Genomic DNA, 22,798 nt, shown 5'->3' with positions numbered 1-22,798 from the left:
GACATGAATGCCATGGGGCTCGTAACACTGATTGTAGGAGTTGTTGCGCTGACCGCGCCTGTGCGATGGTCATTCATCATCATGGTTTTGTCGACGGTATTCGGTGCGGCGGCGGCCTTCAGCATACCCGGTCTTGGCGGTGCATCGGTACTCGTTCCGAGCCTGTTTCTGGTATTCTTCGCCGCACGGTTGTTTGCGGCCTACGGGGAGGGGCCGTTCCTCGGCGCCCTGGCTCCCTGGCGCCCTGGTTTCTTTCTGCTGCTTCTGACGGCCTTCGGAATCTTCTCTGCGATTTTCTTCCCGCGCATGTTCCAAGGCATGACGCAGACGATGACGGTCGAACGATCGATTGGGGCACGTAACCTGATTGCATTGGTGCCGCTGCGTTTCTCTTCGAACAATATCACTCAATCGGTCTACGCGGTGGGTGGCCTCATCTGCTTCATAACGACCTTTGCCTTCTTTCGTCGCCAGGGCACCCCTTCGGCCTTTATCAACGGCGTGCTGGTCGTTATCGGTGTCAATCTCGGCTTCGCGCTCGCCGACATAGTGACCCATTTCACACATACAGACTTTCTGCTGAGTTTCGTGCGGACAGCCAATTACGCGCTCCTGACCAATGCCGAAAAGGGCGGCCTGAAGCGCATTTCAGGCACTTTTCCCGAAGCCTCGGCCTTCGCCGATTTCACGCTCGTGCTCTTTGCCATCGTCACCAGCCTCTGGCTTGGGGGCATCCGCTCGAAGGTCACCGGCACTTTTTCAGGTCTGCTGCTGGTCGCGCTGATCCTGTCGACGTCGGCGACCGCACTTGTCGGGCTCGCCGCCATCCTGCCGATCCTCAGCCTCCAGTCGTTTCTGGCCTCCCGTCGCGAGCCTGGCGCCGGCCGGCCCGTTCTGATCGTGTCCATTCTGGCGAGCATGCCGCTCGTCATCTTCTTCGTTCTCATCGTCATGCCGGATCTCGCGCATAATCTGCAAGATTTTCTGGACGAGATGCTCTTTTCGAAGGCCGATAGCCAGTCGGGGCGGGAGCGCTTCATGTGGAACGCCATGGCTTACCGGGCCTTTCTGGACACGAGTGGTTTTGGCGCCGGCCTTGGGAGTGCCCGGGCATCGAGCTTCGGTCTGGTGCTGCTGTCCAATATCGGCGTCTTCGGAACGTTACTCTTTGCGATGTTCGTCGCTCGGCTGCTCTTGGCCGACATGCGCGGATCGCATTCATCATCGCGGGAAACCACCGCGGTTCTGCGCGCTGCTAAGGCCGGGATCATCACGGTTCTCATTTCAGCGGCCACGTCCGGTACTGTGTATGACCTCGGACTGATGTTCTATATCCTCGCTGGCAGCATTTCCGCGCTGAGTGCCGAAGCACGGCAGATCCGGGGCGAATACACCCCGCGGCTGCGCACCATCGGGGAGATGCAATGAAGATTGTCGTCTTCAACGTCAAATACAGCGAAAACCTCGGGGACGGGCTGCTTGCGGAATGCGTCGAATCCGCCTTGGCGAGCGGCAGGGATGAGATCGAAGTGGAGACGATCGACCTTGCCGGGCGACAGGCGTTCGCGACAGGCCATGGCGGCCGCAGACGGCTCGTGCTGGGATTACTCCATCGACTGCCCGCGGGCGCCCGTCGGCGGCTCGTTCGCGCCGTACTGGAGCGCAGGCTGCGCGCGCTTCGCGGACAATGGGACGAGAAGGTTGCGGATGCCGATGCCGTGGTGATCGGCGGCGGGAACCTGTTTCAGGACGATGATCTCAATTTCCCGCTGAAAATCGGTGCTGTGCTCGATTGTGTCGTACGGTACGATCGGCCGTTGGCGATCTATGCGGTTGGGGTGGGCGGCCATTGGTCGGAGCCAGCATATCATCTCTTCGCGCGATTGAAGCAGGCGCGCCTTGTTCATCTTTCGGTACGCGACGGCTTCGCGCAGGATAACTGGCGCGAGCACTTTCCCGATGGACCCGATGCGAAGATCGTGCGTGATCCCGGACTGCTGATACAGGCCTCGCCGGGGCAGGAAGGCGTGCGCGCTCCGTCCAAAGGCCCTTTGACCATAGGTCTATGCGTGACGGATCCCATCGTCCTGCGTCGGCATGGTGCCGTTCAGACCGATGGTATCCCCTTCGCCGATGTTGAAGCCTATCGTGATCTGATCGAGCTTCTCCTGGATGACGGCCAGCAGGTGGTCTTGTTCTGCAATGGAGCCAAAGAGGATCAAGCTTTTGCGGAGCGTATCGGCGCTTCGGTCGCCAGGCAGCGTATCGCCACGTCCGGCACTCTGGATGTTTGCAAACGCCCGCGGCTTCCGATCGATCTCATCCAGATCATCCAGTCGCTGGATGTGGTTCTGGCTCACAGATTGCACGCATGCATTGCCGCCTATGCGCTCGGAATTCCGCATGTCGGCTTGGCTTGGGACAAGAAGGTCGAAGGTTTCTTCAACTCGGCCGGGCGCGAAACCTACTTCATAAAGGGAGTATCCCCACCGCCGAAGCATGTCGCCCTGCTCCTCAAGGCGGCGCAGCAGGAAGGCATAGAGGCGCGCCGCCATCGCGACACGATTTCGGAAGCCCGCGCCGGAATCTCCAACATGCGGCGACATCTGGTCGAGCGCGACCAATGCGTTATGTCGCGGATATAGGTGCACGCAAAACGATACAAGAGGTCGTTAGTATAGAATTTGTGACGCGGACGGAAATACTAAAAGGTATACATAAAGACATCGAATTTTGTCCCGCTATGGCGGTAAAAATTCGAGGAACAACGGATATCGATTTGCAATAAAGACATCGTGGATTTTCTATGGTATTGAATACTTGGAACTCACGAAAAATATATTTTCGAAAGGCCCATGGAGCGTTCGAAATATGCTTTTCGTCCGAGGGGATGACGGCATGGCAGCGCAGCTTTCAATTGAGCATATTCGCAGCCTCGGTGGTGTAGCGCGGACCTTTGTTGCAGGTAGTGTGATCTGCGACTACGACCACGATACGCCACGCCTTCTCTTTGTGCTCGATGGGTGGGCCTCGCGCAGCAAGATGCTTCCGAACGGCACGCGCTTCATGACGGAATTCGTGTTGCGCGGCGATATGATTTCGACATCCCTGACGGCGCTTTCGCGCGAGACCGTGCGGGCGATCACCAATGTCACGGTGATGGTCTTCCCTGACTTTACCTCTCTGCCGAAGATCGAAGCGCCAACGTTTTTCTATCGTATCGTCATTGCTGAACTGGTGCGACATCAGGCGCGCATGTCTGAGAGGCTCGCCAATATAGGACGCCGCGACGCTCTGGAGAAAACCGGCTACTTGCTGCTGGAGCTCGGGGCACGCATCGGTACTTCGCGGGACTATGCAAACGCAGAATACTTCGATTGTCCTTTGACCCAGGCGGATATTGGCGACGCGGTTGGCTTGTCGACGGTGCACATCAACCGCGTCCTCAGGGACATGCGTGAAGCCGGCCTGCTGTCCTTCCGCAACGGCATTGTCGCCTTTCTCGATCGGCCGCGTCTAGCCGATCTCGTCGACTTCGACGAGTCCTGTTTCGATACAACTATGGTTTGAGCAATACTTTGTCTCCATTACTAATGGAGCAAGAAAGAATTATTTTATGCAATATTTAAATTCATTATTAACATATGTTAATGCGCGGAAAAACAAAATAAGCAATTACTACGGTAACATAAACCTAAAAAGAGGGGAGAAATATGGGAACTAAAGAAGATCCTCGGCTTAAACGGATGTTATTCTCTTTAAATCGAGTAAATACTCTAAAGGTTGCAAGAAATACAAAGGCCATTTTAAAAGTTGGGGGTAACGGCCATGATTGGACAATCGCTCACAAGTGAAAAATTCACGTCAGACACGGGTGCACGCATCATTTCAGTTCGGACGTCCGACACGTTGAGGCCATTCATCGCATCCGGCACGCCCGGGATCGATGAATGGGAAGACTATATTCTTCTCATAGATTCTCGCGCTCTCGATCGCGAGTGCCTGTCGAAAAGTCTGACCGAATGCGATAGCGCCATGCATATCGTTACCGTGGGTTCGCTCGACGAATGGCAGATGCGCAATATGCAAGTATTACCGTCCGCGGTTCTCTTCATGATCGGCGGCCGTAAGGTTTCTGACGCGGATGTCAGTGCCAAGATCTGCGCTCTGGTGGAAAGATTCCAGACGAGCCCGGTGATCGTGGGCGCTGATGGCGATGAGCTTGCACAGTTGCTGCATGCGCTGGAGTGCGGCGCCCGCGGCTACATCCCGACCAGCGTCGGAATCAAGGTCGCCGCCGAAGCAGTGGCTCTCGCGCGGGCAGGTGGTGTCTTCGTGCCGGCAAGCAGCCTGCTGGCTGCCAAGGAGGCGATCGCACCCGTGGCCAGCCGCAACTGCTGCCTCGACAGCTTGTTTACGCCACGCGAAGTCGTCGTCGCGGAGGCTTTGAGACGAGGCAAGGCAAACAAGATCATCGCCTATGAGATGGACCTTTGCGAGAGCACGGTCAAAGTGCACATTCGCAATATCATGAAGAAACTGAACGCGACGAACCGAACGGAAGTTGCCTACAAGATTCGGGAACTCGTTCGATAATAAGTCGGCCGCGACCACCTATCATACAAAATAATGCCGGGAAGCGCCGTGTCGCTCCAGCTAGAAGCCATAGGCCCCCGGCGCCGGCGCAACAAGTGACCTGCAGGGCAGGTTCGCAAAGCCTCGGCTCTTGAAGCTGCCGTCGCTCGATGGAAAAGCGCCGGCGGCTGATCGCCGCCAAAAGTTGATATAGCAAGTTCGGGATTCCCGCGTATTTGAGCTGCCGGGCCTGTTCTAAGGGGCCGACCAACAGGCATTTCCGCCAAAGTTTGAGTTTGCTGCTTTTGCACGATGAGTGCAGCTTCCACACGCATCGACGACGGCATCTCAAAAAACCAATCCGACAAATGTCGATGCTGTTTGGTGGCCGAAGCTCACGCGGGTCAGCTCAGTGTTGCACCACACGCAGGGACGCGATTTCCGCGGGCTTGTCGTCGATGATCGCACTGACGGTCAGAAGGCCCGGCTGACGCAATCTCAGCGGTGAAAAGACAAGGCTGGCGCCCACGACGACATTGATCGGGATATCACTCGCCTCCGCGTTCTCCACGACATCCTTCTGCTCGCTCAGCTGAGCGGCGTCCAATCGCTCTTCAAGAAGCGGCTGACGGTCGCCGGGCGCGGTGCAGCGCAAAACGATCGATCGGTAGGGTTCCGTCGCCAAGGTGATCAGATTCACATGCACGCAGAACTTCGGCAGTGAAAAGGGAAATTCCGGCAGCATCAGGACGCCGCTATAGACGCCGATGAAGCTGAGCTTTTCGCCGATTTCCGTGCGAACGTCGTCGCAAAATATGCAATATCCATAGCGCATGTGTTTCAATCGTCCCGATCGTTGTTGCTGCGAGCAATTATCGTGCGGATGGCCCTTGATGAGCTCCAGGAAACGGCCCCGCCGGACCGAACCGGATAGATAGCTGCCCGGGTCTCCGGTTCGGAGAGGCCACTAACGTCTGACGTAGACCCCTTGGGATCGCACACCTCAATGTGGATCTCTTTGTCGAGCGCCCAGGCGAGGTCCGCGATCGAACGAAGCGGAAGCTCTGTTTGCCCGCAGAAATAACGGTTCAGATCCCTTCGGCTGACGCCGACCAACTCCGCAAGTCGCTGCTGAGTAAACCCTTTCTGCGATCGTCTTTCGAGGACGGCGGCGGCCAGGTCGCTGCGAACATCTGCGATGAAACGGCTGGCCGCCCGCGCCCGCGCCCCTATCTCAAACTGAAATGACATCTTCCGGATTTACTCCCTCTACGCACAACGCATCACCCACACCAAGCGTGCGGCGCAATCGGCGCACCTCCAGCCGATAGCCGCGGTAAAGATCGTGATCCTTCACATGGTCGGCCCAGTCTCCAAAGACAGCGACAAAACAGTCTCGCATGGCGAACCAGCCGAATATGCGGAAATCGACAGTCTTCAATTCCCAAACCGCATTTCGTTCGACCCGGATTGCCCGGAATTGTCGGCAATGAATGAGCGGTTTCCCTGAAACGAATGTATAGAAAAGAAAATCCAGCTGCTCGACAGGTCTGAGGACCGCACCGAGCGACGATGGTTCGTCTTTGCTTACGCGCTCGCTCAACCAGTTCACGAAGCTTGGTGTCGCGAAAAGCAGTCGCTTGGGTGACTGCTTTCGACCAAGCTGAATCTCAACTTTAACGATTGCTTCGGATGCCACGAGACTGTCAAACGTAGCCATAGCTGTCAACTAATCCATTATCATGTGGCAAGCCTTTCATCGAAGCTATCTATGGGTAGCATGAATTGCTGCACACCTGGATTGTATTTATCTAGCTTTCATATGGGTTAGAATGCCTAATCAAAGAAGAGTATAGCTCATACGTCATAGCGATACACATCTAATCCGTTACTCATTTCGAGGTAGGCGCTTTCTATTTCACATAGATCTGCGTTGCTGTCTTAGTCCGAACGGTTCTCTTGTTCGGCTCTCCTTCCGCGGCCTATTAAAAAGCTCGAGGGCGGCGAATGGTCGCTTGCCCCGTCATGGAGAACAGGGAGGATCACATGAGGACGATTGGAGCTCTCGCCGTCTTGCTGGCAAGCACGTCTTTGACATTTGCCGGGCCCCCGTCGCCGCCAGCCGAAAATGAATCGTTTATCGGCCAGGTGGGTGCATTCAACGGTGCTTTCGTCAGTCAGAACACTGGCAATAATGATGCTCTGACATTCCAGAATGGCGTCGGCAACTTCGCCGTCACCAATCAGGACAAGGCCAAATCCAATACATCAGCCATCCTACAATTCGGTGACGGCAATGTCGCCTTCGCCGATCAGAAAGGCAAGACGAACGATCAGAGCACGTTCCAGGCTGGCGTCATGAACTTCGCCTCGACCCTGCAGCGGGACGGCGCGGATAACAACTCGACGATCGCTCAGTTCGGCTTCGGCAACTCCGCCTTCGCGGACCAGTCCAAGGGAGATAACTCCCAAGACACGCTGCAGGTCGGTGGTCTGAACTTCGCCTCGACGACCCAGACCGACGGCAAGCATGGCGGAAACGACTCCAGTACCATGCAGTTCGGCTGGGGTAATGGCGCCATCATCGGCCAGGACGGCGGCGGCAACGACCAGACAACGCTGCAGGTCGGCGCCGGCAACTTTGCCGTCACCTCTCAGTTCGGTGTCATCGGCTTCAACGGCAATTCGTCGTCGACGACCCAGTTCGGTTGGGGCAATATATCATTCGCCGATCAGGCGGGCGGCAACAACTCGCAAGACACGTTGCAGGCGGGCGCGCATAATTTCGCCATGACCGGCCAGTCGTCGTTCTTCGGCACGAACAAGGCGACCACGGCGCAGTTCGGTGTGGGCAACACCGCTCTGACATCCCAGATCGCCAATCCGCTCGGCTCCAACAATTCGATGATCGTGCAGGCCGGCTATCGCAATACCGCGATCGCTTCGCAATCCGGGCTGCAGACAGTGTTCCCCGTCAGCGGTTCGAACCTTCAGGGAACTATCCAGATCGGTTCGGGAAACTATGCCGTTACCTCTCAGACCAGCTCGAGCGGCCTGACGAACACGTCGGTTACGGCGCAGTTCGGCTATCGCAACACGGCCGTTACGGTCCAGCACTGAGTTTGCCGATGGAGGAGGCGAAAGCAAATGTCCGCCTCCTCCTTTAATGCGGCTGAACCAGCCATGTATGCCGGAAACAATGTCGGGCGATCAACATCCATCTTGCTTCTGAAATCCTTCTTGTCCGCGGCCTTGTTGTTCGCGTACGCCGCTCCTGCCTCGTCTCAGGCTGAGTTTGAGTGCTTGATCAAGGCAGACAGGAAGGATGAGTTTCTTATGGTGCGGGCGATTGCAAAGTCTGTAGTAACAGTATCCGGAACATACAGGCTGGTTCTTTTCAAACATAGCGCAGCAGGTTCAAGCCAGAGCATTCAGCAAGGTAGCTTCGCATTAAAGCCAGGAGCAGAGAACCTTCTTGCCACGACAATGGTCGATGCAGGAAACGGGGTAGAACTGAGTGCAAGGCTATTGATCGAAACCGATCGAGGTATATCACAATGCCGATTGCCAGAATGAAACGCCTGAACGATACGAAATCCGTGCTCGGCGCCGCTCTCGTCTTGGCTGCCTCGGTCTGCCAGATTGCAACGGAATGTCGAGCCGAGACGGCCTATGTCGCCCAGATCCCGGTAAATGTCACGACGACGGTGCAACTCGGAAATCTGCCGCCTCAACAGCAGCAGCAATATCATTCTTCGTCATCCCACCTTGCAGCAGGTATGGCCGCTACGCCGGAAGCGATCCTAGTGCCGCGAGGCAATAACTTGGCAAGGACGCTGGAAATAGGAACGCGCAACAGCGTGTATCACCTTCAGTCAGGAACGGGTAACAGCTCGACTGCCGGTATCATAGGGAACTACGGCAATATCAACGTCCTGCAGGGCGGCAATAATCTGAAGTCGAATGTCGTATTGCTGAATGGCGCGGGCCTGAACGTAAGTGTTCTTCAACCTGCGGGTTCGGCACCTGTCAATGTGCTGATCGCACGTTTACCGGGTGGTGGCTTGCTCATCAAGCGTTGAGTGGGTGCAGCAGCCTTTGAAAATAAGGGAGGGGAATAGCAATGAGAATAGATGCGGCAATGATGACAGTTGGTTTGGTAGCTTTGATGACGGCGCCGGCCATGGCGGGGCAATTGGTCTATCAGCCGACCAATCCGACATTTGGGGGAAATCCGTTAAATGGTTCATTCCTGCTTTCGACGGCGCAGACGCAGGGTGCTGGCGTCAAGTCGGGGCAGCAACAGACGCCGGATCTGTCCGGTCTCGATAAGGCCTTGAGCAATCTTGGGAACGTTAATCAAGGTACGGGTTCAACCGGAACATCTCCGGTCATCGTGATCCAGAGCGGCCAGGTGCCGGCCAATCCTTGAACCAAATTGATTGTGTCCTCGTTCGGTGTTGTTGGGAGCGATTTATTCGAGCGTCCATGTCACATGTTGGTTTTCCTGTCGCAGCCATTCTATGCGGATTGGGTCTTGGTGGCTGCGCCGCCGCGGGCAGCAGCCTCGACCCGATGAGCACTCCAGCGACGCTTATGCCCGCCACGAAGTCAGGTGTGGCATTGGAGAGTCTGCCGCCACCCATACAAAAGCTCGATGTGGCGGTCTATTCCTTTCCCGATCTGACGGGACAGAACAAACCCAATGAAAACTTTGCCGAATATTCCCGCGCTCTGACGCAAGGCGGCGCGCAGTTGTTGACTGACGTGCTGACGAAGGCTGGTAACGGTAACTGGTTCAATGTCGTCGAGCGCACGGATCTGCAATCGCTGCTGCAGGAGCGCCAGATCATCCAGAACACGAGATCGGCGGTTTACGGCGCGAAGGCTGGCGGCATCCCGCCGCTTCGGTTTGCCGGAGTGCTGCTGGATGGCGGTATCATAGGCTATGATTCCAATGAAACGACGGGCGGTATCGGTGCCAATTATCTCGGGATTGGCGGAAACACGCAGTACCGCAAGGACATCGTGACCGTATCCTTGCGGGCCGTCAGCGTTAGCACGGGGCGAGTGCTAGCCTCTGTCAGCACGACCAAGACGATCTATTCCGTGCAGTTGCAGGGATCGGCGTTCCGTTTTGTCGGCGTCGACCAGCTGCTCCAGATCGAGGGCGGTATTACACGCAATGCGCCCACGACCTTGGGCGTCCAGGAAGGCATTCAGCTCGCAGTCTATTCGTTGATTTTCGAGGGCGTAAGGAACGGGCTGTGGCAATTCAGGGATGCCGCCGCCGGCGCGGCGTTCATGCGATATCTGGACGAGCATCAAAGAGCCATGACATACAAGCTCGATGCCAACGGCCGACCGATCGGCCCGGCGGTCGCCGTTCCCGCCGCCAGCGCGACACAACCGGCCGTGGAGGCCGCTTCCCAGCCCGTCCTGGTCAAGGACAGGCCGAAGAGCTCATGATCGTTGCCGGCGCCAAATCATTTTTTCCGGCAGATTTCGGATTGTGCGTTGTCAGGTCCGCAGGTCGCAGCTCCGTTCTGGGTGCTGGCATTCGGATTTGGTTTGACCGGAGCCTTGCCGGCAGGTCCTTTCTCCAGGTTGCCGTTCTTCCTCGGCGGAATACGTCCTTTCACCTGGGGAATTTGGGTCTCTGAAAATCCGGAACGCCGGATAATGGGTTGACCGCTTGCTAGGACATCGGCTGAGCCAAGCGTTCCGGCAAGAAGCAAGATAGCCGTAACAGCAATGATTTTACTGGGATGCATCATGTCGATACTGCTCCTGAATCGCAATCTTGAGCCGATATCGAATTATCGGCTCCGAACATGCCGCTCTCGAAGTTTCAGCTGGCCGAAGGCCTCTCGGTTTCATGCTTGCTGCCGCTCTCATTGGCGGTCTTGTTCTCGCCGCGCGCCTGGGGCGGTCGCCTGGTGCTTTGATCATTGCCTGCCGCCAAGATACAGTCAGCGTGATACCGCGCCTGACCCAACCGTTGGCAAATGGCCATCGGCCGGTGCGGCTGCAGCTCGCTCGGTCACGCCATTGCCCACATTCGGAAAAATGCTGCCTGCCAATCGGACGTTCGCCTGCGTTCGTGATGTTTGCCTCGGCTTGTGCGGCATCACCCGGCGGTTAATCGGAGATCGAGGCACGGGGATGACGGATGTCTCCGACAGCTGTTCGACGAAGGCAGGGTTTGCTTCCGCGGAGGGAGCCTGTTGCAGATAGCTTTCGTCGCATATGGCGCCATCGGTCAGCGCGAGCATGACGATCAGGGAGTAGCCGACAACGAGTCTTGATGTCATCTGAATCGTTCCCTGCGTTTTATTAGGATATTAAACGCCTATGTCCCTGCATTGAATAAATGAATTGAAACTCTTCGAATTTTTATCTTCTTTAAACGCAATTTGAAATTGATCAATATTCGACATTATTGCAATTGTACTATAAAATTGCAAACAAAATCGGGAGGATGGAATGAATTTATATTTGAAGACATTCCTGTGTTGTGTGATTTTCTCGCTTTGCGGAGCGGGCGTTTCCTCCACGCTCTGGGCCGATGATAGCTCAGCGACGCCGCAATCGGGGTCTCAAAATGTGACGCCGGATGCCGGCAAGAGCGATCCATCCAGCGCCGCGGCGCCGGCTCCGGCTACACCAGCGCCAGCCGGTCCGCAGATTAGCGAACAGAAGTTCGATGCGTGGATATTGCAATGTTCGGCCGACAAAACGATGAAGCCGCGCTGCCAGATCGTCTACCGGTTGACATCACCGGATCAAAGGCAGGTGTTCATGGTCATCAGCATGGCGCGTTCCGCGGACAAGAAGATTGGCATGCAGATGGCTCTTCCGCTTGGTTTTGCTATTCAGGGTGGTGTGAAGATTGGCTTCGGCAGCAAATATTCGACGATGGCGAAGGTATCGCGCTGCACCACGCAAGGATGCCTGGTGGAGGGATTGTGCCCACCCGCGATGCTTGCCGCCTTGATGAAGGAAAAGTCGGGAAAAGTCTCGATCCGGATGATGCAGGGAAACATGGCGGAGCTTCCGATCTCCCTGACCGGTTTCGGTGCCGCCTTCCAGGCTATGCAGGCAGACAGCGGATCATGATCGGGACGCTTCCGTCCGCTCGCAGGTCATCGTTTTACGGCTACAAATAGAAAACTTCCGATATCGCTGCCAGCGGCCGCTTTGTGATCTCCGAAGATTCAGAATCTTGCCGACTTGTCATGAATTGGCTCGCTCCACGTCCTCACGTGTTTCCGGAAGGGCGGCGAAGGTGGCCACTCGCACGATCTCCTTCGCCGCTTCATCATCAGTCGACGCTACGTTCCATTCATCACCTGCAGGTCGGCGACATCGATGCCGTGCGTGTCGAACCACCATTCCGGTGGCATGTCGGGCTATTTTTCGCGAAGGCGCAAATATTTGGACCGCAATCGTTCCTGACGCACGACTTCCTGTTCGAAATAGGGATGGTCCAGTGCTCCGCCCATCACATGGATGCGGCGAAGGAGCTTTCGCAAGACATATCCCTGCTCCTTGTTTCCCGGCTTGTAGCCGCTCTCCACGATCCGCATGACGGTATCTTGCAATGTGACCAGAGCGTCATCCGGAGGCGTCCCGTTCAAGATCATGTCCAGACGTTCGGCACCGAAGCCGACGTCAATGCAAGTTCCGAGCGGATTGACGATATTCCCGATCTCGATGCCATCCTTGTAGAACTCGGTGCAGTAGCCGCTGACGTTGCCGTCGCTCCAGGTGCATTCTTCATCCGGAACGATAGGAATGCGATCCCGATAAAGCGGCGTCCAATCCTCCAGTCGGTCTGGATGGATCGTGACATGGTCCGGGACCAGGCCGAGCGTCCCGAGAAACTCGATCCAGAAGTCGATGGCGTCGCCGACGGTCAGTTCTCGAAACGAGAAAAGCCCTAGCATCGTGAAGTGGAGGAAATGGGTGCCGTCCCCGATTTCGTCGAGATCGTCCATTCTCAGGCAGGCCTGAGAGTTCGCAACGGTTCCAATGTAGGATGGATCGGAGAAGAGTGGTTTGTACTGCTGCATCCCAGCGCTGCAGAAGAGCGTGGTATTATCGTGCGGCCGTACGGAATCTATGCGTGTGAATTTGATGCCTTTGGAAAGGCAGAAGTCTTGGTATTGCTGGATCAGGCGTCCCGCGATGACATAGGCAACCTCCTTTGCTGTTCGTGTGCCTTCTTAGAACATAGCGACACGATGTGGGATCTGCAATGCGCAGACGCGAGTTTCAGCTTGCAGGCGGAAAGTGCATGCTGCTTCAGGTGGTGGATCTTCTTCACCTTTGCTACATGCCTGTCTTGCTTTTGTTGTAGATCAGGTCCCGAGGCGCTGAAGTTTATTTTTGACGGAGCGACGAGATTGCTTCATCGATCGGTTTGGTGTACGGCCCTAGCCCATAATGATCGCAAGCGATCGCCGCGCGACGGTCGTTGCTCTCAGAGAATGCAAGCCTCTCATCAATGCTGATTGTCCATCAACTGCGCTCCATCGTCGAGCACACACTGAAATATCATGGTTAAACAGACAAAGCCCTTCGTTATCGAAATCAAATCCTCCCGTCGAACAAAAGCAAAGCCAGTCGAATCGGAAAGATCGATCTGGGGAGAGCTTGCAGCCGATCTCAAGCAGACCCTGGCAATGGAGCAGGAAACGCAGCCAAGCGCGTCTCAGCTCGCGGATCGCGCGGCGCTTCCGACATCGGATTCCGAGACGGTTATCGATCATGATGAAGCGACGGCTCCGCGGCCGGCGTTTCAGTTTCTTGAAAAATGGATTGCAAGGAAGGCTGAGAAGCCGAAGGCCGGCACGCAGGGCGTGGTTGAGGCGTTCCTCGCGCGGCTTGACCAGCAAAAGATCCTGCTTGCGGAGTTTCAGTCGGATCCCGACGGTTTCAAGCGCTGGCGCTCAGCGTGGTTTCGCAAGGTCACCGGTGGTTTCGGCGTGAGCGTCAGCCATGACCTGATCGATGCTGGTGGCGGTTTGCGATATGTCGTCGTCGATACGCTTGATGGCGTCTCTCAGTTTCTTGATGATCTCCGTCATCACGCGCAAACCGATCTGGATTTTCAGCGAGCTTTGGAGGTGAACCGCATGCAGCGCGCAGCCCGGCTGACTGGCGGCAAAGCAATCTGATGGCTTTTCGGGACAACGGTATGTCCCAGCTCAAAGACCCGGACTGTGGCGCGATCCGGCGGAGCGGCTTCAGCCACTTAACGTCCTGATCTTCGGTATCCTCGTCGTAAAGCCGCCATCCGCTTTCGCGCATCTGGCTCGTGGTTTCGAGTGCAGGCGGACCATCTATCGGTGGCGTCTCAGTATTTCACGTTCTTCCGGTGGGCGTGCCATGCGGCGCTCCCACAGGATAAGCAGGAAGCTTGAGGCGATGATGAGGAGGGCGCCGGCAAAGACGTTCGTCGCCGGAACCTCGGCCCAGATCACATAGCCGTACACGAAAGCCCAAACGAGGCCGCTATATTCGATGGGCGCCAGCGTCGAAGCGGGTGCGTATCGAAAGCCTTCATAGAGCAGAAACTGCCCAATCGTCGAGATAATGCCGAGGGTCAGCATCAGTGCCCAGCCGCTCGCGTCAGGGGTCTTCCATGTCCATGGAAAGGACAGGGCGCAGGCAATGCCGAATATCAGGCTCGTGGCATACATCTGGGTAAGCGTGGTCTCGCTTCGGCTGACGAGTCGGATCAGGATCGTGCTCCAAGCCCAGCAAAAACCCGCGACGATGCACATGGCGGCGGGCAGGAGGTTGGGCGAATGGCTTGGATTTGCCGCGATCGCCACCCCGATGAAGCCTCCTATGCAGGCGATCCAGCGGCCCGCATGGACCTTCTCCTTGAGAACGAAGATCGATAGAATCACGACGATCATCGGCGCCGAAAAGTATAGTGTCGTCAGTTCTGCCAGACCCAGATAGCGGGCCGCATTGTAGAAGAGCAGCCAGGCAAGCAGCATCAGCCCGGCGCGCAGGACGACCGTGCCGCGATAGGGGCTTTTGAAAATTGAGGGATGGCGCCGATAACGGACGAGCACGCCTGCGACCAGCACGATGACCAGACTGCGCATGAAGAGGATCTCCGGTACTTCGTAACTGGCGACCAGCCACTTCACTATCGCGTCCTGAAGGGAAAAGCAGGCATATCCCGCGCAGGCGAGTGCGATCCCTGCAATGGGTCCCTTCTCACGGTTTCCGGAAATCATATGGCCTCGCAGGGTATGTCGAATCGATACGGTCGCTTGCCATTGCAGGAAGCGGTTCGCGGTATGGTGGCGCGAGCGATCCTCTGGCTAAGCGCTTTCCCTCGAACTGACAAGAGAGCTCGAAATCATCATGCTGCCTTTATTGCGCTTTTCGTGAGCGCTTCCGTCGGCGATGGAACGAAACGCCGTCTGCGATGTTCCCCAACTGAAAAATCCCGGTGGTGACCTATTCTGGGAGGACATCGTGCCTGACTTTAGCGATATCATGCGGGTGGAGATGGACTGGCTGGATACTGTTGTCCGTCTGGTGCTGGTTGTCATTGCCGGAGGGTTGATCGGCATCAATCGAGAGATGGGCGGGCATGCGGCGGGGTTTCGCACGACGATCCTTGTCGGGCTTGCCGCGTGCCTGTCGATGATCCAGGCTAACCTCCTACTGTCCACATTGGGCAAGACGTCACAATCGTTTGCCTCGATGGATGTGCTGCGCTTTCCACTCGGCGTCCTGACCGGCGTCGGCTTCATCGGCGGCGGCGCCATCCTTAAGCGCGGAGATCTCGTCACGGGCGTAACGACAGCTGCGACCCTGTGGATCATGACGGCCGTTGGCCTATGCATCGGCGGCGGTCAACTCGTTGTCGGTTCGGCCGGCGCCCTCATCGCCTTCGTGGTGCTCTCGCCGTTTAAACAGTTCGATAGGTTGATCCCTCGCAGGCAGAAGGCGCGTATCGTGATAGAGCTGCCTTGCGATGCCGGCGTTGGGATCTCCGATATGCAGGCAGCGCTTGAACCGCTCGGATATGTCTTCTTTTTTGTCGGCAAGGCGGCGGGCTCGACCGAGGCCACTGCGCATATTTCCTACGAGGTGCGGTGGCGGCAGGCAGGACTGGATGGCGGCGGTGCGCGGCTGCTGGCATCCCTTCAAGAGCGTTATAAGGTCGTGTCTTTGGAAATGCTGACGAGTGGAACTTGATACGACCCCCACATCGGAACATTCCGGAGCGGTGAAAGTTTGTCCCTAATTACGGAGGGAGAAAACCATGACCGAAGCCAAGCAACAGACAAGGGCAAAGAATTCTCCGGATCGCGGCGATATACGCACCCTTCAGGCGCTTGATCAGGCCGCCGGTGGCTCGGGGGATGTCGCAGCCGAGGAGACGAGGCGACATCCGTCAAAGGAAATTCGGCCTGAATATGGTACGGATGACGCACGCTGCGAGGATTCAGCCGAATCCGATCGGCAGCGCGAGCAAACGGCTGATGAAATTTCCGTCAGGATTTCCAATGTCAGGACGACCTCCGGATCAGGGGAGGCCGGGGGCGACAGAATCTCCGAAGACCCATCAGCCAGAACCTCCACGCCGACCCCGGAAAGGACCGATGAGGAAATTCGTACCGAGATCGAAGGCAGGCTGAAGGGCGACCGATTGCTAAACGAGGCGAGCATCTTCGTCACTGTCAGTCGCGGGCGAGTCATCGTCGAAGGGTCTGTTGAAAATCACGAAGCCAAGCAGCGCGCCGAGGCGATCTCCCGGCAAGCCAGCGGCATAATCGGGCATGACAGCAATCTTACCGTGCGCAAATCCTCGTAGGACAGGACTTCGACATGCGAATGCTGCTGCTCCTCATTTTCGGCTTGATGATCGCGTCCATTCTGGGGATTCTCGTCATTAAGCCGTTTACGTCGAGCAATCATCGAGATTCTGGCGCCGTTACGCACGGTCCCATAGAGCAGCCGGAGCCAAAGCCGTAGGAAAGATCGGCTCTATTTGTCTGGCTGTTGGCCGTTTTGCTGTTCTTTCGGTTGGTCGCCAGGCTTGATGACAGGCATGTTGCCGACCTGCGGGGCGGGCTTTTCCATTTTGCTGTCACCAACGGGCGGTGGCTTCAGCACGCCGCCGCAGTCGGACAGCTTCTGGCTGGGATTGCCGTCCGGCGTGGACGTCTGCCCGCTTTCCGCATGCCTGTTGTCAGTCTGCCGGTTGGTATCCTCTGCCTTGCATCGATCGTCGTTCGATTGCTGTGCGAACACGAAATTCGATGACATGACGGCCGCGACCGCCGTTATCAGCAGGAAGCCTGCGTATTTGGCCACCGCAATCCGGGTGTTCGAAAGGCGCAATCGATCAAACCGGGGCGGAGATAATGGTGTTGACGCCGACGATGCCTTCGGCGGCACCGCGCTGATGATAATCCTTGTCATTGTTCACCTCGATGACGGTATGGATTGTCGTCGGACACGACCGGGAGCACACGGTAGAGCATCAAAGGCCCTTCCCTTTCCGTCTCCTCGAATGTTGGAAAGGTCGCAGATCGGATGGGTAGGAAGCTCGACTGCCGTTTCGTTGGCTATGGAGAGAAAGCGGAAAAATCTCCATATTCTTCAGCACCATCGCGTCCGCTTGGCACGATCTACGACCTCATTGGGCTAACGCCGGGCTTCGCGCATTGTTCCGGTTTAATGCCGATCGGATGCAGGTGCTCCTTTGATGGAACTATCTTTCGGCGTCTCTGTTAGGTTCATATGGAATTTGTAGAGATGGAGGCTTGCCATGGCATTCGAGGAACCGAAGAAGCCCCAGGATCAGAAGAAACCATTGTCCGCGACCGAGGCCCGCCAGGGGGTGCGTGGCACGCATCTGTCTACCATCTTGATCACGGCATTGGTTCTGGCGGCAATCGTATGGGCGGGCGTTGAAGTTTGGGGTCGTTATATCGAACCAAACAAACCGCAGAACCCGGCGCCTACAATAAGTTCCTCAAGCGGTCAGCCGCAGACCGGCACGATAGACAATACGCCGCCAGCAGGGCAATCCATACCACCCGCTCCAACCGATCGCACTGAGAACAACCAGCAAGGCACAAAGAGCACGCCAGCCCAACCAAATCGCGACGGAACGCAGAATTAGCGGGCGGGCTCTGGAAATTCATAGGGATCAATGTGTATCGCGGATATCCGTTCCTCTTTAGGGGATCGGACATGGGAACGGCTTGCCGGCGGGAACTGCCGGAAAATTATCCGACGCGGCGATCCTCGGAGAGGGTGCCTTCCTCGGATTCCTGAGCGTCATTCTTGGGTGGGTTTGTTGCAGCCCTTCGCCGAAACCTTGCGAGCACTTCTTCTCCGTCCACGGAGGCTCGCGTTCTCTCCATGATCTCGCGTTCCTTGGCCGCCTGCTCCCAGTGATGCTGGCTGCAGCCCCATGGACGGCCAGCTGCTTCCCAAATGGCGTAGGCCCTCTTGCTGATCCACTCGAACCGTTCGTCCGTCATTTTTTCCTCCTTCATGGACGCTCCCACAACTGCGGGTGAGTGCGAATGTTCCCTATTGGGAACAATAATGATTCTGATGTGTTCCACTTTAGGTTCAGAAGTTCACAGGCTCATGAATCCATGACAGCAAGAGGAGGATCGAATGGCTTTGACGTTGATCAGCAAGGCCTTTGCTGAGAATGCGCCGATACCGAGCAAATACGCGCTGGATGGAAAAAATATATTCCCGCCGCTTGCCTGGGGCGGCGCTCCCAAAGGGACCCAAAGCTTCGCGTTGATCATCGAGGACCCGGATGCGCCGGCGGGAACATTCCGCCATTGCGGCATCGCCAATATCCCGGCGGAGTGGAGCGGCTTGGTTGAAAACGTGGATGCTATGCAGGAGCAGGCGCTGCGTTTCTATAAGAATGATTTCGGCAATGCCCGTTACGACGGTCCGCGTCCTCCGGCAGGCGATCCGCCCCATCGGTACGTTTTCCGGCTTGCCGCGCTCGATGTACCGCGGATGACGCTTCCCGAAGCCGCTGGCGCGGAAGCCATGTGGCAGAAAGTGAAGAAACACATGCTTGCAGAGGCAAGCCTTACTGGCAGCTACCAGTCGTAAGCCACGCTTTGCAGGCAGACATGATCGGCGGTTCCTGCCGCCGAGGGATGGTTGCAATGAGCAGAAGAGACCCAGACGGTGCGCACAAACAGGAACCGCGCACGTTTTCCGCGGAAGATGCACGCCAAGGCGAGATCATCCTGAAGCGACGGTGGCAGCGTCTGGTGTTCATCGGCGGACTTGCCGCCGTAGTCCTCGTTATCCTGCTGGTGCGCTTTGCCGGATAGGCCAGTAAATTTCAACCTCATCCAAAGGAGATGTCATCATGCCAGCAAAGTCGAAATCACAGCAAATGGCCGCCGGTGCGGCGCTTGCCGCCAAACGTGGCGAACGAAAGAAGAGCGAACTGAAGGGTGCGTCGAAAAGCATGGTCGACTCCATGAGCGAGAAGGAGCTTCACGACATGGCCTCGACCAAGCAAAAGGGAAAGCCGCAGCACGCATCCAAGTCCTGAGGTCCAGGAACGCTGCACCGCGGTATTTCCCGCTGCTCTATCGCCTCCACCGCCAATTTGAGACTTCCGGCATATCCTCGCCGTGCCGGCGGACGTAATCGTGATGCTTGGTGAGTTTTGCCTTCAGGCCATCCACGACCTCCGGCACCTTCTCCGATAGGCCGGGGATACGATTGATCGCCTCCAAGGCGAGATGGTAGCGATCGAGTTCATTCAACACGGTCATGTCGAATGGTGTGGTCGTTGTACCCTCTTCGATGAAGCCGCGAACATGGATGTTGTCATGGTTGGTCCGCCGATAGGTCAGGCGGTGGATCAGGTAGGGATAGCCGTGATAGGCGAAGATTACTGGCTTGTCCGTGGTAAAGATCTGATCGAATGCCTGATGATCGAGACCATGCGGATGCTGTTGTGGGTCCTGCAGAGCCAGGAGATCGATCACGTTGACCGTGCGGATCTTGAGATCGGGGATCGCCTCGTGCAGCAGCATGACGGCAGCAAGCGTCTCCATGGTCGGGACATCCCCTGCGCAGGCCATCACGACGTCAGGGGCGATGGTGTTGTCTTCGTAGCTCGCCCAATCCCAGATGCCGACGCCGGTCTTACAATGGGCGGCCGCTTCGTCGATGCTGAGCCATTGCGATTCCGGCTGCTTGCCGGCGACGATGACGTTGATCCGGTCATAGGTCCTGAGGCAATGATCACCGACCCATAGCAGCGTATTGGCGTCCGGCGGCAGATAGATGCGCACGATGTCGGCCTTCTTGTTGGCGACCAGATCGACGAAGCCCGGATCCTGGTGGGAAAAGCCATTGTGATCCTGTCGCCAGACATGCGACGTCAACAGATAGTTCAGCGACGAGATCGGTTTGCGCCAGGGCAGTTCGCGCGAAACCTTCAGCCATTTGGCATGCTGGTTGAACATGGAATCGACGATATGGATGAAGGCTTCATAGCACGAAAAAAGCCCATGCCGACCCGTGAGCAGGTAGCCCTCCAACCAGCCCTGACATAGATGCTCGCTGAGCACCTCCATCACCCGCCCGTCGCGGGACAGATGGACGTCGTAATCCTCGATCTCCTCCATCCAGACCCGATTCGTGGCTTCGAAGACGCTGCCGAGCCGGTTCGATTCCGTCTCGTCGGGACCGAAGATGCGAAAATTCCGCTTGGCATCATTGAGCTTCAGCGTGTCGCGCAAGTAGTGCGCCAGGATTTCGGTGGATTGTACCTGCTTGCTGCCGCGCTCGCCGATCTCCACGGCGTAGTCTTCGATGGAGGGAACCAGAAGTTCCTGGCGCAACAGGCCGCCATTGGCGTGGGGATTGGCGCCCATGCGCCTTTCGCCGCGCGGCGCCAGCGCTTGCAGCTCCTCCTTCAGCCGCCCGCTGTGATCGAAAAGATCGTCCGGATCGTAGCTGCGCATCCAGTCTTCCAGGATCTTGCGATGCGCCTCGTCGCCGCGGCAATTGGCGACCGGCACCTGATGCGCGCGCCAGAAACCTTCGACCTTTTTGCCATCGACCTGCTTAGGGCCGGTCCAGCCTTTCGGACTCCGCAGCACGATCATGGGCCAGCGCGGCATGCTTTCGGACGACGTTTGTTCACGTGCGTTTCTTTGTATGTCGCGGATGCGGTCGAACACCTGGTCAAACGTGCCGGCCATCGCCTGATGCATGGCGGGTGGTTCATGTCCCTCGACGAAGAAGGGTTCGTAGCCATAGCCTGAGAGTAGCTTGCGCAGATCGTCGTCATCTGCGCGGCCGAGGATCGTCGGGTTGGCGATCTTGTAGCCGTTGAGGTGGAGGATGGGCAGTACCGCACCATCGCGCGCCGGATTGAGGAACTTGTTGGAATGCCAGCTCGCAGCCAGAGGTCCGGTCTCGGCCTCGCCATCGCCGACGACGCAGGCAATAATCAGATCGGGATTGTCGAAGGCGGCGCCGTAGGCATGTACCAGCGCATAACCCAGTTCGCCACCCTCGTGGATGGAGCCGGGCGTTTCCGGTGCGGCGTGGCTCGGAATGCCGCCTGGGAAGGAAAACTGCTTGAACAGCCGTTGTATGCCTTCCGTCGTCTCGGAGATATTCGGATAGATCTCGCTATAGGTACCCTCGAGATAGGTGTTGGCGACCATGCCGGGACCGCCATGGCCGGGGCCGCATATATAGATGACGTCGAGATCGCGCGCCTTGATGATGCGGTTGAGGTGGGCATAGATGAAATTCAATCCGGGCGTGGTGCCCCAGTGGCCGAGCAGTCTCGGTTTGATATGCTCCGGTTTCAGCGGTTCGCGCAGCAGCGGATTGTCCATCAGATAGATCTGGCCGACCGACAGATAGTTTGCCGCTTTCCAGTAACGGTCGATCAGGGAGAGTTCCTCGGGCGAAAGCGGTGTGGTCACGGCATTCATCTGCGTCTCCTCGTTTTTGTCAGGCGATGAGGGCATGCGCCTCCTCGGCGATCACACGTTCCTCGTCGGTCGGCATCACGAATAGCTTCACGCGGCTGGATGCCGCGTTGATCGAGGTCAAATTGCTGTCGTTTGCATCTTCATCGATCTCAATACCCAGCCACTGCAACCTTCGTGCGACACGCGTCCTGATCTCAGGCTGGTTTTCACCGATGCCGGCGGTGAAGACGATGGCGTCGAGACCGCCCGTCGTTGCGCATAGCCGCCCGATCTCGCCTGAGATGCGCAAGCAGAACAAATCTATGGCCTCGGCCGCTTCCGGGCTCTTGTCATCGAGCAGAACCCGTGTGTCGCCGCTGATGCCGGAGACGCCGAGCAGGCCGCATCGATGGTAGAGGAAATCCTCGATCTGTTCGGGCTGCTGTTTTCCCGTCCTCATGAGATAAAGCAGGGCGCCTGGATCCAGCCAGCCGGGGCGGGTTGCCATGGGGATGCCATCAAGCGCGGAAAAACCCATGCTCGTGTCGCGACTGGTGCCGTTTTCCATCGCGCACAGGCTGGCGCCGCTGCCGAGATGACAGGTGACAACCTTGCCCTTCGCTACCTCCGGATCGATCTCGCGAAGCTTTGCGGCGATGTATTTGTAGGAGAGCCCGTGAAAGCCGTAGCGGCGCACGCCGTCGTCATGCATGGCGCGCGGTATCGCCAGCCGCCGCACGACGTCGGCTTGCGACGAATGGAAGGCCGTGTCGAAGGAGGCGGTCTGCTGGACGTCCGGCCGCAGCGTTTGCATTGACCGAATGGCACGCAGAGCCTGCGGCTGGTGCAGAGGCGCAAGAGGAATAAGCTTCTCGATCCGCTCGATTGCGGCCTCATCCAAGAGGGTAGCTTCCTGAAACGCCATGCCGCCGTGAACGACGCGATGTGCGACCGCCCGGAGCCTGCCGGGAAGATGAGCAAGCATATGATCCAGCGTGTCGGAGATCACGGAGACGAACTGCGTACCATTATCACCCCTGATCGTCTTCTCGTAGCTATCCGTGCCGATGGAGTAGCGGAGCATCAGCGGGCTCTGATCGAAATCGATCTTGCCGCGGCCGACATTCCTTGCCCCTTCGGTCGCCAGCCCGAAGACCCCGATTTTCAAGGTCGAGGAGCCGGCATTGAATGTCAGCAAGACATCGTCAGACATATCAGCCTCGAATGAAGGGTGTCGACTA

At 57.2% G+C, this 22,798-nt stretch carries 27 protein-coding genes and 1 pseudogene; 17 read left to right on the top strand and 11 right to left on the bottom strand.

Going from position 1 to position 22,798, the window contains the following annotated elements; translation table 11 throughout:
• Positions 1-3 precede the first annotated feature (3 nt).
• The 4 genes from AC13RC_RS08680 to AC13RC_RS08665 all read left to right on the top strand — a co-directional run bounded on the left by AC13RC_RS08680 (position 4) and on the right by AC13RC_RS08665 (position 4,596).
• Positions 4-1,428, top strand: a complete 1,425-nt coding sequence (locus AC13RC_RS08680; RefSeq protein ID WP_488556936.1) for a hypothetical protein — start codon at positions 4-6, stop codon at positions 1,426-1,428.
• Positions 1,425-2,645: a polysaccharide pyruvyl transferase family protein gene (locus AC13RC_RS08675; RefSeq protein WP_488556935.1), complete on the top strand. Its 1,221-nt coding sequence runs from the start codon at positions 1,425-1,427 to the stop codon at positions 2,643-2,645. The genes AC13RC_RS08680 and AC13RC_RS08675 overlap by 4 nt, the downstream gene beginning before the upstream one ends.
• Positions 2,646-2,733: 88 nt before the next feature.
• Positions 2,734-3,570, top strand: a complete 837-nt coding sequence (locus tag AC13RC_RS08670; RefSeq protein WP_488556934.1) for a Crp/Fnr family transcriptional regulator — start codon at positions 2,734-2,736, stop codon at positions 3,568-3,570.
• 258 nt (positions 3,571-3,828) lie between these two features.
• Positions 3,829-4,596: a response regulator transcription factor gene (locus AC13RC_RS08665; protein ID WP_069615132.1), complete on the top strand. Its 768-nt coding sequence runs from the start codon at positions 3,829-3,831 to the stop codon at positions 4,594-4,596.
• 388 nt (positions 4,597-4,984) lie between these two features.
• Here the strand turns inward: AC13RC_RS08665 and AC13RC_RS08660 are convergent, their stop codons facing one another.
• The 3 genes from AC13RC_RS08660 to AC13RC_RS08650 are packed head-to-tail and all read right to left on the bottom strand — an operon-like array spanning position 4,985 to position 6,295.
• A complete protein-coding gene (locus AC13RC_RS08660; RefSeq protein ID WP_113331208.1) occupies positions 4,985-5,410 on the bottom strand; it encodes a DUF6941 family protein in 426 nt (141 codons plus the stop codon).
• 5 nt (positions 5,411-5,415) lie between these two features.
• Positions 5,416-5,826 (bottom strand): helix-turn-helix domain-containing protein, encoded by a 411-nt coding sequence (locus tag AC13RC_RS08655; RefSeq protein WP_488556933.1) that lies wholly within the window; start codon positions 5,824-5,826, stop codon positions 5,416-5,418.
• Complete coding sequence (locus AC13RC_RS08650; RefSeq protein WP_113353318.1) at positions 5,810-6,295, bottom strand: hypothetical protein; 486 nt, start codon at positions 6,293-6,295, stop codon at positions 5,810-5,812. The genes AC13RC_RS08655 and AC13RC_RS08650 overlap by 17 nt, the downstream gene beginning before the upstream one ends.
• 326 nt (positions 6,296-6,621) lie before the next feature.
• Here AC13RC_RS08650 and AC13RC_RS08645 point away from each other — a divergent pair, with 326 nt between their 5' ends.
• From AC13RC_RS08645 to AC13RC_RS08625, 5 genes are all read left to right on the top strand, one after another.
• Positions 6,622-7,695, top strand: a complete 1,074-nt coding sequence (locus AC13RC_RS08645) for a hypothetical protein (RefSeq protein ID WP_488556932.1) — start codon at positions 6,622-6,624, stop codon at positions 7,693-7,695.
• 27 nt (positions 7,696-7,722) lie between these two features.
• Positions 7,723-8,151 carry a curli-like amyloid fiber formation chaperone CsgH gene (gene csgH, locus AC13RC_RS08640; protein WP_113395115.1) on the top strand — a complete coding sequence of 143 codons (429 nt, stop codon included), beginning with the start codon at positions 7,723-7,725 and terminating at the stop codon, positions 8,149-8,151.
• Positions 8,148-8,657 carry a hypothetical protein gene (locus AC13RC_RS08635; protein WP_113395114.1) on the top strand — a complete coding sequence of 170 codons (510 nt, stop codon included), beginning with the start codon at positions 8,148-8,150 and terminating at the stop codon, positions 8,655-8,657. Before csgH ends, AC13RC_RS08635 begins: the two co-directional genes overlap by 4 nt.
• A 41-nt stretch (positions 8,658-8,698) precedes the next feature.
• A complete protein-coding gene (locus AC13RC_RS08630) occupies positions 8,699-9,007 on the top strand; it encodes a curli assembly protein CsgF (protein WP_488556931.1) in 309 nt (102 codons plus the stop codon).
• A 143-nt stretch (positions 9,008-9,150) separates the two neighbouring features.
• Positions 9,151-10,044: a CsgG/HfaB family protein gene (locus tag AC13RC_RS08625; protein WP_488556930.1), complete on the top strand. Its 894-nt coding sequence runs from the start codon at positions 9,151-9,153 to the stop codon at positions 10,042-10,044.
• A gap of 17 nt (positions 10,045-10,061) precedes the next feature.
• On the opposite strand, the gene AC13RC_RS08620 is transcribed toward AC13RC_RS08625, so the two are convergent.
• Positions 10,062-10,352 (bottom strand): hypothetical protein, encoded by a 291-nt coding sequence (locus AC13RC_RS08620; RefSeq protein WP_145634339.1) that lies wholly within the window; start codon positions 10,350-10,352, stop codon positions 10,062-10,064.
• 195 nt (positions 10,353-10,547) lie between these two features.
• A complete protein-coding gene (locus tag AC13RC_RS08615) occupies positions 10,548-10,889 on the bottom strand; it encodes a hypothetical protein (RefSeq protein ID WP_488556929.1) in 342 nt (113 codons plus the stop codon).
• Positions 10,890-11,061: 172 nt separating this feature from the next.
• On the opposite strand from AC13RC_RS08615, the gene AC13RC_RS08610 reads away from it, so the two are divergent.
• Entirely contained in the window at positions 11,062-11,694 is a 633-nt protein-coding gene (locus AC13RC_RS08610) for an invasion associated locus B family protein (protein WP_113395112.1), read from the top strand.
• Between the two features lie 215 nt (positions 11,695-11,909).
• Here the strand turns inward: AC13RC_RS08610 and AC13RC_RS08605 are convergent.
• Positions 11,910-12,755: pseudogene (locus AC13RC_RS08605) on the bottom strand (alanine--tRNA ligase-related protein).
• Positions 12,756-13,136: 381 nt separating this feature from the next.
• Here AC13RC_RS08605 and AC13RC_RS08600 point away from each other — a divergent pair.
• Positions 13,137-13,757 (top strand): hypothetical protein, encoded by a 621-nt coding sequence (locus AC13RC_RS08600; protein ID WP_488556928.1) that lies wholly within the window; start codon positions 13,137-13,139, stop codon positions 13,755-13,757.
• 165 nt (positions 13,758-13,922) lie between these two features.
• On the opposite strand, the gene AC13RC_RS08595 is transcribed toward AC13RC_RS08600, so the two are convergent.
• On the bottom strand, positions 13,923-14,834 hold the full coding sequence (locus AC13RC_RS08595) for a DMT family transporter (protein WP_113331196.1): 912 nt from the start codon (positions 14,832-14,834) through the stop codon (positions 13,923-13,925).
• Between the two features lie 244 nt (positions 14,835-15,078).
• Between AC13RC_RS08595 and AC13RC_RS08590 the strand changes: the two genes are divergently transcribed.
• On the top strand, positions 15,079-15,807 hold the full coding sequence (locus AC13RC_RS08590; RefSeq protein WP_371864842.1) for an MgtC/SapB family protein: 729 nt from the start codon (positions 15,079-15,081) through the stop codon (positions 15,805-15,807).
• 67 nt (positions 15,808-15,874) lie between these two features.
• A complete protein-coding gene (locus tag AC13RC_RS08585; RefSeq protein ID WP_113395109.1) occupies positions 15,875-16,426 on the top strand; it encodes a BON domain-containing protein in 552 nt (183 codons plus the stop codon).
• Positions 16,427-16,599: 173 nt separating this feature from the next.
• Here the strand turns inward: AC13RC_RS08585 and AC13RC_RS08580 are convergent, their stop codons facing one another.
• Entirely contained in the window at positions 16,600-17,013 is a 414-nt protein-coding gene (locus AC13RC_RS08580; RefSeq protein WP_488556927.1) for a hypothetical protein, read from the bottom strand.
• Positions 17,014-17,386: 373 nt separating this feature from the next.
• Between AC13RC_RS08580 and AC13RC_RS08575 the strand changes: the two genes are divergently transcribed.
• Complete coding sequence (locus AC13RC_RS08575) at positions 17,387-17,743, top strand: hypothetical protein (protein ID WP_113331191.1); 357 nt, start codon at positions 17,387-17,389, stop codon at positions 17,741-17,743.
• Positions 17,744-17,849: 106 nt separating this feature from the next.
• Here the strand turns inward: AC13RC_RS08575 and AC13RC_RS08570 are convergent, their stop codons facing one another.
• Positions 17,850-18,107, bottom strand: a complete 258-nt coding sequence (locus AC13RC_RS08570; protein ID WP_488556926.1) for a DUF2934 domain-containing protein — start codon at positions 18,105-18,107, stop codon at positions 17,850-17,852.
• A 142-nt stretch (positions 18,108-18,249) separates the two neighbouring features.
• Here AC13RC_RS08570 and AC13RC_RS08565 point away from each other — a divergent pair, with 142 nt between their 5' ends.
• Genes AC13RC_RS08565 through AC13RC_RS08555 form a run of 3 tightly spaced genes read left to right on the top strand, consistent with a single transcriptional unit; the run spans position 18,250 to position 19,165 of the window.
• Entirely contained in the window at positions 18,250-18,711 is a 462-nt protein-coding gene (locus AC13RC_RS08565; protein WP_488556925.1) for a YbhB/YbcL family Raf kinase inhibitor-like protein, read from the top strand.
• Positions 18,712-18,767: 56 nt separating this feature from the next.
• Entirely contained in the window at positions 18,768-18,938 is a 171-nt protein-coding gene (locus tag AC13RC_RS08560) for a hypothetical protein (protein WP_173004547.1), read from the top strand.
• 38 nt (positions 18,939-18,976) lie between these two features.
• Positions 18,977-19,165: a DUF3008 family protein gene (locus tag AC13RC_RS08555; protein ID WP_095438378.1), complete on the top strand. Its 189-nt coding sequence runs from the start codon at positions 18,977-18,979 to the stop codon at positions 19,163-19,165.
• A gap of 37 nt (positions 19,166-19,202) precedes the next feature.
• On the opposite strand, the gene AC13RC_RS08550 is transcribed toward AC13RC_RS08555, so the two are convergent.
• The gene (locus tag AC13RC_RS08550) at positions 19,203-21,578 is read right to left on the bottom strand and encodes a phosphoketolase family protein (protein ID WP_488556924.1); all 2,376 of its coding nucleotides are present in this window, start codon (positions 21,576-21,578) and stop codon (positions 19,203-19,205) included.
• Positions 21,579-21,597: 19 nt separating this feature from the next.
• Positions 21,598-22,770 (bottom strand): acetate/propionate family kinase, encoded by a 1,173-nt coding sequence (locus tag AC13RC_RS08545; RefSeq protein WP_488556923.1) that lies wholly within the window; start codon positions 22,768-22,770, stop codon positions 21,598-21,600.
• Positions 22,771-22,798 lie beyond the last annotated feature (28 nt).

Source organism: Martinezella sp. CNPSo 3890 (assembly GCF_057784455.1).
The sequence above is the reverse complement of the archived record's forward strand: the minus strand, read 5'-3'. Positions and strand labels throughout refer to the sequence as shown.